At 66.0% G+C, this 14,638-nt stretch carries 7 protein-coding genes and 1 tRNA gene; 5 read left to right on the forward strand and 3 right to left on the reverse strand.

Features of this window, described 5'->3' with window-relative positions:
* Positions 1 to 2 precede the first annotated feature (2 nt).
* A complete protein-coding gene (gene gltB, locus HHL08_RS13025) occupies positions 3 to 4,544 on the forward strand; it encodes a glutamate synthase large subunit (protein WP_169573590.1) in 4,542 nt (1,513 codons plus the stop codon).
* Between the two features lie 6 nt (positions 4,545 to 4,550).
* Here gltB and HHL08_RS13030 read toward each other — a convergent pair whose 3' ends face one another.
* Positions 4,551 to 5,045: a hypothetical protein gene (locus HHL08_RS13030; RefSeq protein ID WP_169573591.1), complete on the reverse strand. Its 495-nt coding sequence runs from the start codon at positions 5,043 to 5,045 to the stop codon at positions 4,551 to 4,553.
* 160 nt (positions 5,046 to 5,205) lie between these two features.
* Between HHL08_RS13030 and HHL08_RS13035 the strand changes: the two genes are divergently transcribed.
* The 4 genes from HHL08_RS13035 to HHL08_RS13050 all read left to right on the forward strand — a co-directional run bounded on the left by HHL08_RS13035 (position 5,206) and on the right by HHL08_RS13050 (position 12,140).
* Positions 5,206 to 5,292 (forward strand) — tRNA-Leu (locus tag HHL08_RS13035).
* Between the two features lie 124 nt (positions 5,293 to 5,416).
* Positions 5,417 to 8,776 carry a transglutaminase family protein gene (locus tag HHL08_RS13040; protein WP_169573663.1) on the forward strand — a complete coding sequence of 1,120 codons (3,360 nt, stop codon included), beginning with the start codon at positions 5,417 to 5,419 and terminating at the stop codon, positions 8,774 to 8,776.
* Positions 8,776 to 11,247: a circularly permuted type 2 ATP-grasp protein gene (locus HHL08_RS13045; protein ID WP_169573592.1), complete on the forward strand. Its 2,472-nt coding sequence runs from the start codon at positions 8,776 to 8,778 to the stop codon at positions 11,245 to 11,247. The genes HHL08_RS13040 and HHL08_RS13045 overlap by 1 nt, the downstream gene beginning before the upstream one ends.
* Positions 11,244 to 12,140, forward strand: coding sequence for a transglutaminase family protein (locus HHL08_RS13050; RefSeq protein WP_169573593.1), 897 nt, complete (start codon positions 11,244 to 11,246; stop codon positions 12,138 to 12,140). Before HHL08_RS13045 ends, HHL08_RS13050 begins: the two co-directional genes overlap by 4 nt.
* On the opposite strand, the gene HHL08_RS13055 is transcribed toward HHL08_RS13050, so the two are convergent.
* Both HHL08_RS13055 and HHL08_RS13060 read right to left on the reverse strand, forming a co-directional pair.
* Positions 12,133 to 13,494, reverse strand: coding sequence for a cytochrome P450 (locus tag HHL08_RS13055; RefSeq protein WP_169573594.1), 1,362 nt, complete (start codon positions 13,492 to 13,494; stop codon positions 12,133 to 12,135). The two genes, HHL08_RS13050 and HHL08_RS13055, sit on opposite strands and share 8 nt — an antisense overlap.
* The gene (locus HHL08_RS13060) at positions 13,491 to 14,624 is read right to left on the reverse strand and encodes a hypothetical protein (protein WP_169573665.1); all 1,134 of its coding nucleotides are present in this window, start codon (positions 14,622 to 14,624) and stop codon (positions 13,491 to 13,493) included. Before HHL08_RS13060 ends, HHL08_RS13055 begins: the two co-directional genes overlap by 4 nt.
* Between the last annotated feature and the right edge of the window lie 14 nt (positions 14,625 to 14,638).

Here is a 14,638-nt window from a genome sequence, read left to right on the forward strand (position 1 = left end):
TCATGACTGAGCAGACACAGTTCACCGCCAGCCCCGAAGAACGCGCACGGATCGCGGCCGAGGGCATGTATCATCCCGACATGGAAGGCGACGCCTGTGGCGTGGGGCTGGTCGCCGCGACCGACGGCCGGCCCAGCCGCCGCGTCGTCGCCAGCGCGATCGATGCGCTCAAGGCCGTATGGCACCGCGGCGCAGTCGATGCCGATGGCAAGACCGGCGATGGCGCTGGCATCCATGTCGACCTGCCGGTGCGATTCTTCGACGATGCGATTGCGGATTCCGGCCACAAGCCGCTGCCCAATCGCCTTGCCGTCGGCATGATCTTCCTGCCGCGCACGGACCTGTCCGCCCAGGAAACCTGCCGCACCATCGTAGAAGCCGAGATCATCGAGGCCGGCTACACCATCTATGGCTGGCGACAAGTGCCGGTGGACGTATCCGTCATCGGCGAAAAGGCGCAGCGCACGCGCCCCGAAATCGAGCAGATCATGATCGCCGGCCCGATGCCGGAAGAACGCGATCAGGCCGAGTTCGAGAAGGATCTTTACCTGATCCGCCGCCGGATCGAAAAGCAGGTGATCGCCGCGCAGATTCAGGATTTCTACGTCTGCTCGCTGTCCTGCCGCTCTATCATCTACAAGGGGCTGTTCCTCGCCGAATCGCTGTCGGTCTTCTTCCCCGATTTGCAGGACGAGCGGTTCGAAAGCCGCGTTGCCATCTTCCACCAGCGCTATTCGACCAACACCTTCCCGCAATGGTGGCTGGCCCAGCCGTTCCGCACCCTCGCCCATAATGGCGAAATCAACACGATTCGCGGTAACAAGAACTGGATGAAGAGCCACGAGATCAAGATGGCGAGCCTCGCCTTCGGCGAGCAGTCGGAGGATATCAAGCCCGTCATCCCGGCCGGCGCGTCCGATACCGCCGCACTCGACGCCGTGTTCGAAGCGATCTGCCGCTCGGGCCGCGACGCGCCAACGGCCAAGCTGATGCTGGTGCCCGAAGCATGGCAGGCGCAGAGCGCCGACCTGCCCAAGCCCCATGCCGACATGTACGACTATCTCGCCTCCGTCATGGAGCCTTGGGACGGCCCGGCTGCGCTCGCCATGACTGACGGCCGCTGGGTCGTGGCTGGCGTCGACCGCAACGCGCTGCGCCCGCTGCGCTACACGCTGACCGGCGACAATCTGCTGATCGTGGGGTCCGAAACCGGCATGGTCGTCGTGCCCGAAACCACCATCGTCAAAAAGGGCCGCATGGGTCCGGGCCAGATGATCGCCGTCGACCTGCTCGAAGGCGAAATCTATGACGACCGCGCGATCAAGGATCGGATCGCGGGCGAACGCCCCTATGGCGAACTGATCAAGGATTTCCTGACTGTCGCGGACCTCGCCGAAGCGCCGACCGCGCTGCCGGGCTGGGACAAGGCCGAACTGACCCGCCGCCAGGTCGCCGCCAACCTGACGCTGGAGGATCTGGAACTGATCCTCTCGCCGATGGTGGAGGACGCCAAGGAAGCGATCGGGTCGATGGGCGACGACACGCCGCTGGCCGTCATCTCGGACAAGCCGCGCACGATCAGCCATTTCTTCCGCCAGAATTTCAGCCAGGTCACCAACCCGCCGATCGACCCTTTGCGCGAACGGCATGTGATGAGCCTGAAGACGCGCTTCTCCAACCTCCACAACATATTGGAGGAAGGCGCGCAGAACAGCCATGTGCTGGTGCTGGAATCGCCGGTCGTGACCAGCGCGGAATGGGCGCGGCTCAAGGCCTATTTCGGCCCGTCCGTGGCCGAGATCGACTGCACCTTCCCCGCGAGCGGCGGGCAGGAGCAGTTGCGCGCTGCCATTTCCCGCATCCGTGAGGAGGCCGAACAGGCGGTGCGCGAAGGCCGCACCGAAATCTTCCTGACCGATGAGGGCGTCAGCGCGACACGCGCCGCGATCGCGGGCGTATTGGCGGCCGCCGCTGTGCACACGCATCTGGTGCGCAAGGGGCTGCGCTCCTACGCATCGATCAACGTCCGGTCCTCCGAAGCGCTCGACACCCATTATTTCGCGGTGCTGATCGGCGTCGGCGCGACCACGGTGAACGCCTATCTGGCCGAAGCCAGCATCGCCGACCGACATGCCCGCGGCCTGTTCGGCGACTTGTCGCTCGACGCCTGTTTCGAACGCTATCGCGTCGCGATCAACGAAGGCCTGCTTAAGATCATGTCCAAAATGGGCATCGCGGTCATCAGCAGCTATCGCGGCGGCTATAATTTCGAAGCGGTCGGCCTGTCCCGCGCGCTGGTGAACGATCTCTTCCCCGGCATGCCCGCGAAGATTTCGGGCGAAGGCTACGCCTCGCTGCACTACAGCGCGATGCTGCGCCATGAACAGGCGTTCGACGCGGCGGTGGTGCGCCTGCCGATCGGCGGCTTTTACCGCCAGCGCCAGGGTGGTGAGAGCCACGCCTATTCCGCCCAACTGATGCACCTGTTGCAGACCGCGGTCGCGACCGACAGCTATTCGACCTATCTGCAATTTTCGCGCGGCGTGCGTGATTTGCCACCGGTTTACCTCCGCGACCTGATGGAGTTCAATTTCGCCCGCGAAGCCGTGCCGATCGACGAGGTGGAAGCCACCACCGAAATCCGCAAGCGCTTCGTGACGCCGGGCATGTCGCTGGGTGCGCTCAGTCCCGAAGCGCATGAGACGCTGGCGATCGCGATGAACCGCATCGGCGCGAAGGCGGTGTCGGGCGAAGGCGGCGAGGACGCGAACCGCTTCAAGCCCTATGAGAATGGCGACAACGCCAACTCGGTCATCAAGCAGATCGCGTCCGGCCGCTTCGGCGTCCATGCCGAATATCTCGCCTCGGCCGAAGAGATCGAGATCAAGGTCGCGCAGGGCGCAAAGCCCGGCGAAGGGGGCCAACTGCCCGGCTTCAAGGTGACCGAATTTATCGCCAAGCTGCGCCACTCGACGCCCGGCGTGACGCTCATCTCGCCCCCGCCGCATCACGACATCTATTCGATCGAGGATCTGGCGCAGCTCATCTACGACTGCAAGATGATCAACCCGCGCGCCCGCGTCTGCGTGAAGCTGGTCAGCCAGGCGGGCATCGGCACGGTGGCGGCGGGCGTGGCGAAGGCCCATGCCGACGTCATCCTGATCGCCGGCCATGTCGGCGGCACCGGCGCATCGCCCCAGACCAGCATCAAATATGCCGGAACCCCTTGGGAAATGGGCCTATCCGAAGCCAACCAGGTGCTGACGCTTAATGGCTTGCGCCATCGGGTGAAGCTGCGCACCGACGGCGGCCTCAAGACCGGGCGCGACATCGTCATCGCCGCGATCCTGGGCGCGGAGGAATATGGCATCGGCACGCTCAGCCTCGTCGCCATGGGCTGCATCATGGTGCGTCAGTGCCACAGCAACACCTGCCCCGTGGGCGTGTGCGTGCAGGATGAGGCCCTGCGCCAGAAGTTCACCGGCACGCCGGAGAAGGTCATCAACCTGATGACCTTCATCGCCGAGGAAGTGCGTGAAGTCCTCGCGCGCCTGGGCTTCCGCAGCCTGGACGAGGTGATCGGGCGCACCGAGCTACTTAAGCAGGTCAATCGCGGGGCCGAACATCTCGATGATCTCGACCTCAACCCGATCCTGGCCAAGGTGGATGCGCCCGACGACCAGCGCCGCTTTTCGCTGACGCAATGGCGCAACGAAGTGCCCGACAGCCTGGACGCGCAGATGATGCGCGACGCCAAGGCCGTGTTCGAACGGGGCGAGAAGATGCAGCTGACCTATACGGTGCGCAACACCCACCGCGCGGTCGGCACCCGGCTGTCGTCCGCCGTAACCGACCGGTTCGGTATGTCGACGCTCGCGGACGGCCATCTGACCGTGCGCCTGCGCGGGTCGGCCGGCCAGTCGCTCGGTGCCTTCCTGTGCAAGGGCATCACGCTGGAGGTCTTCGGCGACGCCAACGATTATGTCGGCAAGGGTCTGTCAGGCGGCATCATCAAGGTGCGCACGACCGTATCCAGCCCGCTGTCGTCGAAGGACAACACGATCATCGGCAACACTGTCCTCTACGGCGCGACCAGCGGCAAGCTGTTTGCGGCAGGCCAGGCCGGTGAGCGCTTTGCGGTCCGCAATTCGGGCGCGCAGGTGGTCGTGGAGGGCTGCGGTGCCAATGGCTGCGAATATATGACCGGCGGAACCGCGGTCATCCTGGGCAAGACCGGCGCCAATTTCGGCGCGGGCATGACCGGCGGCATGGCCTTTATTTTGGACGAGGATGGAAGCTTCCCCGCGCAGGCGAACCCCGAAGGCATCGTCTGGCAGCGGCTGGACAGCGCCCATTGGGAGGCGCAGGTCAAGGCGCTGATCGCCGAACATGCGGTGGCGACGGACAGCAAATGGTCCAACACCATCCTAGACGACTGGGATCGCTGGCGCCGCTATATCTGGCAGGTGTGTCCGAAGGAAATGCTGGGCCGCCTCGCCCATCCGCTGAGCGATAGCGCGGTGGAAACGGTCGCGGCCGAATAAAGCGATTTAAGGTTGCATGTCTGCCGTCGTCGCCACCAGCGTCGGCGGCGGAACTGCGTCTGGCTCGGTGCGCGTCAAGATCACGGGCGGCGGCGAGTCGTCGGCGACGAATCGCGTGGCATGCAGCGGCACGATACGGACCGGCGCAGGCGCGGCGGCGGGCATGATGTCTTCGGGCGGCTGTTCCGCCTCATAATCCTGAATCACCGGATCGCTACTCCCGTGGGTCATGGCGTCCAAGTCCACCCCCGCCATGTCCGCCTGCCAGCGCCGCTCGGCCAGTGTAGGGCCGCAACCGGTGCAATGGATCGCCCCCGGCCCCTTCTGCATTGCAAGGGACGTATCGGTCGCCGCCTGATCGGCGATCACCGTCTCCACATATTCGCTGGCGTTGCGCGCCGGACCCTGCGGGCTGGTGACATAGCCGCCCAGGCCCAGCCCCATCATGGCCGCCACGCCCAGGGTCGCGCCAGTACCCATCCAGAAATGCGCCGTCATCATGTGGTGTCTCCCACGGCGGCCGCCCCCTCGCAGGGCAACAGCATCACCTTCTCCGATCAATCATAACGCGGATGCCGATCACTTGTTGCATGGTGTAAAAGCCTTTGCTAAGGGCCGCCTCCTACCAAGGCACCGGCCCCGCCGGTTTCCCTGTTGATGTGCGGCCATGGCGGAATTGGTAGACGCGCAACGTTGAGGTCGTTGTGGGCGAAAGCCCGTGGAAGTTCGAGTCTTCTTGGCCGCACCATCACTATCCCGCGCCATCGCCATCAGGGCGAGAGGCCGGGAAAGCTGGCTGAAACAGGTCAGAAACTTCACTCCCCAACATATTGGCTGTTGCATTGCAACAAGCGGTGGCGTTTGATCCGGCCATGCTCAAGGCCGCCCTCCACCACCTCACCGCCTATCGTTACAACCGCCCGATCCGGCTCGGTCCGCAGGTCATCCGCCTGCGCCCCGCGCCGCATAGTCGGACCAAGGTGCCCAATTATGCGCTAAAGATCGAGCCGGCGAACCATTTCCTGAACTGGCAGCAGGACCCGCACGGCAATTGGCTGGCGCGCGTGGTGTTCCCCGACCCGGTCGATCATTTCCGCATCCAGGTCGATCTCCTTGCCGATCTCGACATCATCAATCCGTTCGACTTCTTCGTGGAGCCTTATGCGGAAAATTACCCCTTCGCCTATGACGACCAGCTAAAGACCGACCTCGCCGCCTATTTCGATATCGAGGATCAGGGGCCAAGGTTCGAGGCGATGGTCGCCCAATATGATGGCTATCAAAGCCGCACGGTCGATTTCCTGGTCGAGGTGAACCGCCGCCTGCAACAACAGGTCGGCTATGTCATCCGCATGGAGGCGGGCGTGCAGACGCCCGAAGAGACGCTGGACGTCGGCACCGGCTCCTGCCGGGATTCGGCCTGGCTGCTGGTGCAACTGCTGCGCCGGCTGGGCTTCGCCGCGCGCTTCGTGTCGGGCTATTCGATCCAGCTGGTCGCCGATGTCGAACCGATCGAAGGGCCAAAGGGCGTCACCCAGGACGTGGTCGATCTCCACGCCTGGGCGGAGGCCTATGTGCCCGGCGCGGGCTGGGTCGCGCTCGACGCCACCAGCGGCATGTTCGCGGGCGAAGGGCATATCCCGCTCTGCGCCACGCCGCACTACAAGTCCGCCGCACCGATCAGCGGCATGGCCGAACCCGCCGAAGTCGATTTCGAATTTGCCATGACCGTCAGTCGCATCGCCGAAGCGGTGCGCATCACCAAGCCTTTCACCGACAGCCGCTGGGACGCGGTGATGGCGCTGGGGGCAAAGGTGGACGCAGACCTCATCGCCCAGGACGTGCGCCTGACCACCGGCGGCGAACCGACATTCGTGGTGGAAGACGGCGGCGATGAAGGCGAATGGAATGGCGACGCGGTCGGCCCGACCAAGGCCGCCTATGCCGACCGGCTGATCCGCAAGCTGCGCGCAGAATTTGCCCCCGGCGGCCTGCTTCACCATGGTCAAGGCAAATGGTATCCGGGCGAAAGCCTGCCGCGCTGGGCCTATGCGGTCTATTGGCGCAAGGACGGCACGCCAATCTGGCGCGACGACAGCCTGATCGCGCCCGATAACGCCCCCGAAGGGGCAGCGCAGGTCACGGCCGCGGACGCAAAGGCCTTCCTTGCCCATATGGCGACCAACATGGGCTTCACCGAAGACTATACCCATGCGGTCTATGAAGATCCGGCGGTGTGGGCGGTGAAGGAAGCGGACCTGCCGCTCAACGCCAGCCCCGAAGATCCCAAGATCAGCGATCCCGAAGCGCGCGCGCGGATGGTCAAGACGTTCGAACGCGGCCTCGACCAGCCGGTAGGCTATGTCCTGCCGGTGCAGCGTTGGCAGAGCCAGGTCGCGACCCCGCGCTGGCAGAGCGAAATCTGGCAGTTGCGCCGCGGCAAGCTGTTCGCGGTGCCGGGCGATTCGGCGCTGGGCTATCGCCTGCCGCTCGGCTCGCTACCCTATGTGCCGCCGTCCGACTATCCCTATATCCACCCCCGCGACACCAGCGAGCCGCGCGAGCCCCTGCCCGATTTCCGCGCTCAGGTGCCGCAACAGGCCAGCGTCGAGGACGTCCGCGCCCAGCAGGCCCAGCGCGTCGCCGGCCCGGACGGCGGCGTCGCCGCGCAGGACCGGGTCGAGCAGGTCTTCATCGAAGGCGCGGTCCGCACCGCCGTTACTGTCGAGCCGCGCGGCCATTACCTCTCGGTCTTCCTGCCCCCGGTGCAGGCACTGGAAGATTATCTGGAATTGATCGCAGAGGTGGAGGCGACCGCCGAAGCGCTGCGCATCCCCGTGCGGATCGAGGGCTATGCCCCCCCGCCAGACCCGCGCATCGACGTATTGAAGGCCACGCCCGATCCCGGCGTGATCGAAGTCAACGTCCAGCCCGCGTCCAGCTGGGACGAAACGGTGGCGATCACCGAACGCGTCTATGCGCTGGCCCGCGAATGTGATCTGACCGCCGACAAGTTCATGGTGGACGGCCGATCGGTCGGCACCGGCGGCGGCAACCATATCGTGCTGGGCGGCGCGACCCTGACCGATTCGCCCTTTATCCGCCGCCCGGACCTGCTGAAAAGCTTCGTCCTCTACTGGCAGCGGCATCCAGCGCTCTCCTACCTCTTTTCGGGCCTCTGCATCGGCCCGACGAGCCAGGCGCCGCGCATCGACGAAGCGCGGCATGACGGCCTGTACGAGTTGGAGATCGCGCTGGCGCAGGTGCCCAACCCGTTTGCGGGCGAGGGCGCAGCGCCGCCCCCCTGGCTCGTCGATCGCCTGTTCCGCAACCTGCTGGTCGACGTCACCGGCAACACCCACCGCACCGAAATCTGCATCGACAAGATGTTCTCGCCAGACGGCCCGACCGGTCGTCTTGGCCTGCTGGAGTTTCGCGGGTTCGAAATGCCCCCCGAAGCGCGGATGAGCCTGGCCCAGCAATTGCTGATCCGCGCGCTCGCCGCCTGGTTCTGGCGTCAGCCGCAACAGGGTAGCCTCATTCGCTGGGGCACGACGTTGCACGACCGCTTCATGCTGCCCCATTTCGTCTGGGCCGATTTTCTGGAAGTCCTGTCGGACCTGCGCGGCGCGGGCTATGATTTCGACCCCAATTGGTTCGAAGCGCAGCGCCAGTTCCGCTTTCCGATCCATGGCGCGGTCGATGCGGGCGGCGTGGGCCTTGAAATCACCCATGCGCTCGAACCCTGGAACGTGCTGGGCGAAACCGGCGCGATCGGCGGCACAGTGCGCTATGTCGATTCATCGACCGAACGGTTGCAGGTCCGCGCCACCGGCCTCGTCGCCGGGCGGCATATCGTAACCTGCAACGGCCGCCGGGTGCCAATGACGGCAACGTCCGTGCCCGGCGAGGGCGTGGGTGGCGTGCGCTACAAGGCGTGGACGCCCGCCAATTGCCTCCACCCCAATCTGCCCGCCAACGCGCCATTGACCTTCGATGTGCTCGACAGCTGGAGCGGCCGGTCGCTGGGCGGCTGCGTCTATCATGTCGCGCATCCGGGCGGGCGCAATTACGACACGCTGCCGGTCAATGGCTATGAGGCCGAAGCCCGGCGCAAGGCGCGCTTCCAAGATTATGGCCATACCCCCGGCCAGATCGACATGCCCGCCGCCGAGCCAGCGAACGAATTCCCCATGACCCTCGACCTGCGCTTCAAACATAGCGGACTGTGATGGCTGCCGACGCCCTTGCGCCGCGCGCAAGCGGTGAAGCCTGGGCGGACGCCTATCTCGCCACTGCACCCGCGGGCGACCTGTTCGCCGGCGCGTCCCCCGCCATGGCGATGCGCTGGCGCGACATGCTGGGGCGACTGTCGACCCAGGCGCAGGGCGATCCCGCGACGCTGGCCGACCATGTATCGCGGCAGGCGATCGATCTGGGCATGGCGTTCCGCCTGACCGGCGACGAGCATGAACGCTCCTGGCCGCTCGGCCCGGTGCCGCTGCTGATCGATGCAGGCGAATGGGCGCAGATCGAACGCGGGCTGGTGCAGCGCGCCAACCTGCTCGAACGGGTCATCGGCGACATCTATTCCACCCAGTCGCTGGTTCGCGACGGCAAGCTGCCCGCCAGCATCGTCACCGGCAGCCCGCATTATTGGCGGGTCATGACCGGCACGCCGCCGCCGCGCGGCCATCATCTCCATTTCTACGCCGCCGATATCGGGCGCGGTCCAACCGGCGAATGGCGTGTGCTGGCTGATCGGGTGCGGACCCCCGTCGGCGTCGGTTATGCGCTGGAAAACCGCCTCGCTTTGTCCCGCGCCACCGGCGATCTGCTGGGCGCGATGAACACGCGGCGGCTCGCCCCCTTTTTCGACGAACTGCGCCGCGGCCTCGCCGCCGATTGCGAGCGCACCGATCCGCGCATCGGCCTGCTGACCCCCGGCCGCTTCAACCAGAGCTATGCCGAACAGGCGCATCTCGCCCGTTATCTGGGCCTGTTGCTGGTGGAAGGCGACGACCTGATCGTGTCGGACGGGCGGCTGTTCGTGCGCACGATCCAAGGGCTGAAACGCATCGATGGCCTATGGCGCTGGATGGACAGCCGCTTCCTTGACCCGCTCGCCTTCGACGGCCGCTCGCATATCGGCGTGCCCGACCTCTATAATGCCTGCGCCCGCGGCGGGCTGATGGTCAGCAACTGGCCCGGTGCGGGCGTCATCGAATCGCGCGCCTTCGCCGCCTTCCTGCCGCAACTGGCGCGCGAACTGCTGGGCGCGGAACTGTTGTTGCCCAATATCGCGACCTGGTGGTGCGGCCAAGGCCCTGAGCGCGACCATGTGCGCGCACGGCTCGACAATCTGGTCGTCGGCTCCGCCTTCGATCAGGATGTCGCGGGCCTGCCCGACGCCCATTTCACGCCCGGATCGGCGCTGGACGGCACGCAGCGCACGACCCTGCTCGACGCAATGGTCCGGCGGCCGATGGACTATGTCGGGCAGGAAGTCGTCAAACTGTCGACCACGCCCGCGATCATTGACGGGCAATTGACCCCCCTGCCCTTCACCCTGCGCATCTTCGTGGCGCGCGACGCCACCGGCCAGTGGCGGGTGATGCCCGGCGGCTTTGCCCGGCTCGCGGCGCATGGCGACATTCGCGCCGCGCTGATGGGCCGGGGCGACATGTCCGCCGACATGTGCGTAATCGACAGCAAGCCGGTGCCGCCCGACAGCCTGCTGGGCGTCGGCGCGCCCGCCATCCGCCGCATCGGCGGGATGCTGCCGGCCAAGGCGGCCGACAATCTCTTCTGGCTCGGCCGCTATATCGAACGGACCGAAATGACGCTGCGCTTGGTCCGTGCGATCGTCGGCGGATCGATCGAGGCTGATCTGGGTCCGTCGCTCGCATCGCCCACGATGGCGCGGCTGGTCGATCAGTTGGCGCTATGGGGCGCGATCAGCGGACGCAATGGCGCGATCGGCCCGCTCTGCGCCACGGCGCTTGGCGACGCCCGCCGGTCGGGCAGCGTGCGCGCATTGATGGCCGTGGTCGCCAATATCGGCGAAGGGCTGCGCGACCGGCTCGCCAGCGATTTCTGGCGGCTGGTCCGCCTGCCCCTGCCCGCTTTCGATGGCCAGGTCACCGAAACCCTGCTCGACGCTTCTTCCCGCATGATCGAACGGATTTCCGCGCTGTCGGGCCTGGCCGCGGAAAATATGGGCCGCACCGAAGGCTGGCGCTTTCACGATATGGGCCGGCGGATGGAACGGGCGATCAACGGCTGCCGCCTGCTGACGACGTTCGGCAACGACCAGGCGTCGGCCGACGACCTGACCGTGCTGCTGGACCTGCAAGACAGCCAGATCAGCTATCGCACCCGCTACCTGACCGGCCCGGCGCTGCCCCCGGTGCGCGATCTCGTCGCACTGGAGCCGCATAATCCGCGCGCCATCGCCTATCAGGCAGCGCGCCTTGCGGACCATGTCGCCGCCCTGCCCACGCTGCGCGCGGACGGCATGCCCGAAGAACCGCGCCGTCTGGCCGATGCGCTGGTTGCCCGGCTCGCCCCGCTGACCGGCGACATGCTGACGATGGACGACATCTACGATATCGAAACCCGCCTGCTCCGCCTGTCCGATGCGATCGGCCAGCGCTACTTCCTGCAACTGCGCAAGACGCAGACCCCGGACCTGCTGTCATGATCTACCATGTCCGCCACCAGACCATTGTCCGCTACGCCAGCCCCGTGCGCCTCGCCCGCTTCAACCTGCGGCTGCGCCCCGCGCCCTGGACCGGCCAATGGACGTCCGACTATGCGCTGACGGTCGATCCCTTGCCCTCCGCCATCGAATCGCGCCCCGGCGCCTGGCCGGTCAACGTCGCCCGGCTGGTGATCGAAAACCCGATCCGCCAACTGACGATTGAAGCCCGCTTCCGCGCCGGGGTCGATAATGGTCCACAAATCGTCCCGCAGCCCGACGACCCCACCATCGCCGCGGTCGCACAAGCCGCCCTGCTGGATCGCGACATGGGGCCGTCCGCCCCCGCCCATTATCTCTACGCCTCGCCCCGCGCGCCGCTGCTGGCTCCAATCGGCGACTGGGTGGGCGCTATGCTCGCCCCGGACCGGCCGATCGTCGCCGCCGCGCTCGACCTGACCCGGCGCATCCAGGCCGAGTTTGCCTATGAACCCGGCGCGACAGACGCCTCCACCCCGGTCGCCGATGCCTTCGCCGCGCGCCATGGCGTGTGCCAGGATTTCGCCCATGTCATGGTCGTCGCGCTGCGCCTAGCCGGCCTGCCCGCCGCCTATGTCAGCGGCTATCTGCGCACCCTGCCGCCGCCGGGCAGGCCCCGGCTGATCGGTGCCGACGCGATGCACGCCTGGGTCATGCTATGGTGCGGCCCGACGCGCGGCTGGATCGGTTTCGACCCCACCAATGGCGTCATCACCCATGACGGGCATCTCTTCGTCGCCATGGGCCGCGACTATGCCGACGTCGCGCCGATGGACGGGCTATTCGTCGGCGGCGCGGGCCAGAGCCTACGCGTCATGGTCGATGTCGCGCCGGAAGAAGAAGTAGCGCTTAGCTGAACAACAGCGGCATCCCCGTCCTCGGCCGGATCGTCAGGCGGCTGATCGGTTCGGGCTTGAACCCGGCAGGCACGGTCAGCCGATAACGGCGCACGACGCTGGCGATCACCGTCATCACCTCCTGCTGGGCGAAGCCCGCACCGACGCACACGCGCGGGCCGCGGCCGAACGGAAACCAGGCCTGCTTCGCCATCTCCGCATTGGCCGGATCGTCGAACCGATCGGGGTCGAAGGCGTGCGGACAGGCCCAATTATCCTTGTTGCGCTGGGTCAGCCAGGGCGCGACCACCAGCATCGACCCCGTCTCCAGATGCTTGTCGCGCATGTCCATGGGGCAGGTGACTTCGCGCGGCAGAAACGACACCGGCGGATAGAGGCGCAGCGTTTCCTTGAAGATATTGCGCAGCTGCCCCATGTCCTTGAGCATCGCCGCGGTCAGCGGCGCGTCGCCTGCGACGCCAGCAATCTCCGCTCGGACCCGGTCCTGAATATGCGCACATTCGGCCAGCATATAGAGCGCCCAGGTCATCGTGCTGGCTGATGTTTCATGCCCCGCCAGGAAGATCGTCGACACCTGCTCCATCACCTGTTGGCAGGTGAAGCTGTCCCCGGTCTGCGCATCCTTCACCTCGATCAGCGATTGCAGGATATCCCGATGCGGTGCTTCGCCCCGCGCGTGCCACCCTTCGTAACGCGCCTCCACGATCGGCCGGAACACGTCATGGATGGCCCGCGCCGGGCCTTTGGACCGCTTCTCGAACCAGCCGGCCGGTAGGCCATAGAGCCGCAGCATCGACGCGCTATGTGCCAGCCGCTGGAACTTGCCAAACGCGGTATGAATGATGTTCGAACGCTCGGCGTCCAGCGCCTGCGAAAACAGGGTGCGGAAGATGATGTCGGCCGCGACATGGGTCATCATCGGATCGATATCGACCGGCCTGCCCCGATCCGCCGCGTCGAGCCGGGCGAGCAGGTCGTCCGCCGCCGCGACCATCAGCGGCATCGACTTGGTGAGCGCGGTATGGGCGAAGGCGGGATTGACCATCGCCCGCTGGCTTTCCCAATCCGCGCCATTGGCGGAAAAGACGCTGTTGCCGATCAGCGGATCGAGGTTGCGCACCAATTCGCTATGCTTGGGATAGGCGGTGCCGCCGCGCAATATCTGGTCCACCAGGCTCAGTTCATTGGCGATATACATGGTGCGGCCGGGCAGGCGGATCTCGCCCATCTTCATCGTATAGCTTTTGTTGAACAGCACATGGATCCAGCTGTGCCAGCCGCGCAGGAACCGCTTGATCAGGCCGCGCTTGGTCCGGGGCGGTTGCGGATAGGGGGGCGTGAAAAGGTCGGTCACGGGATCGTCCTGAAAGCGGCGACGGCGTCGTCCACGGTGCGGCGCCCGGCGGTCAGGCTGATGAAGTCGAGCGGCGACAGGCGATCGCCGACGCGCAGATAATCGAAATGCGCCTCATATTTGTTCGACCATCCGCCATGATAATTGTCCGGCTCGTAGAAGAGATGGAAGCGCGGCGATAGCATGTCCACCCTCGCCGCATGAGCATCGGCGACCAGCCGGAACGGATTGACGTTATAATAGGCCGCGCCATCGGGCGGGGAGCTGATGTCGACATAGCGGAAGCGCTTGTCCGCCAGCGCGCGCAGATCGTCATGATACCAGGTCGCGTCGCGGCGCAGGCCGATGACCGGCACCACCTGCCCCAGCCCCAGCATGACGAAATGATCGGGCAGGGCGCCGCCGCGCAGCGCGATCAGGCGACGGATCAACCGCATCCCCAATATCGTGCCGGCGCTATGGGTGACCAATTGCACCTCGTCCCAATCGCCGTCCAGTTCCTGTGCGATCCGCACGGCGAACTGGTCGATCCGATCGTCCAGCGCATCGCCCGGCCCCTGCGCCGCCAGCGCGCCATGATAGGTCATGAAGCGCAACAGCCAGGGCACGACCAGCTTGGCCAGGATGCGCCCCGACAGAAAGGCGCTGAGCGCGATGCCGATCAGCGCCGACGCCCAGAAGGGCAGCAACAGCGACAGCAGCAACGCAGGCACCAGCGCCAGCAGCAGCGGGATCAGCACCGCCAATATCGGCGGATAGAGGATGGTGATGACCGGCCCCTTGCGTAGCCGGCGCATCCGCAGGAAATCCATCTGGCGCACATGGCCGGCATAGGCGCGGGCCGCGCGCAGGGCGAGGCTCAGCGGATTGCGAATCCACACCTTGCCGATCAGATCTTCCCAGCGGAGATATTCATAGTCGGTTTCGACCCCGGCGACCGGGTTATCCACGGTCCAATGCGCCGACACGATCGATCCGGCCGCCCCCGCCTGCCGACCGCCCACAGCCAGTTCCTCCCCCGTCAATGCGCCATGGCGCGCCGCCTGCTCGCGATAGAGCTGGTGGTAGAAACGCACGCCGCGTGGATCGAAACCGCCCAGGTAGAAGACTTTACGCTTGAACTTTTCCAACAGCATCGCCCTAA

It is taken from the genome of Sphingobium psychrophilum (assembly GCF_012927105.1).
Taxonomy (GTDB): Bacteria; Pseudomonadota; Alphaproteobacteria; order Sphingomonadales; family Sphingomonadaceae; genus Sphingobium; species Sphingobium psychrophilum.

Coding starts and splice junctions, on each gene's coding strand:
- gltB (WP_169573590.1), top strand. CDS start 3: ATGACTGAGCAGACACAGTTCACCGCCAGCCCCGAAGAACGCGCACGG.
- HHL08_RS13030 (WP_169573591.1), bottom strand. CDS start 5,045: ATGATGACGGCGCATTTCTGGATGGGTACTGGCGCGACCCTGGGCGTG.
- HHL08_RS13040 (WP_169573663.1), top strand. CDS start 5,417: ATGCTCAAGGCCGCCCTCCACCACCTCACCGCCTATCGTTACAACCGC.
- HHL08_RS13045 (WP_169573592.1), top strand. CDS start 8,776: ATGGCTGCCGACGCCCTTGCGCCGCGCGCAAGCGGTGAAGCCTGGGCG.
- HHL08_RS13050 (WP_169573593.1), top strand. CDS start 11,244: ATGATCTACCATGTCCGCCACCAGACCATTGTCCGCTACGCCAGCCCC.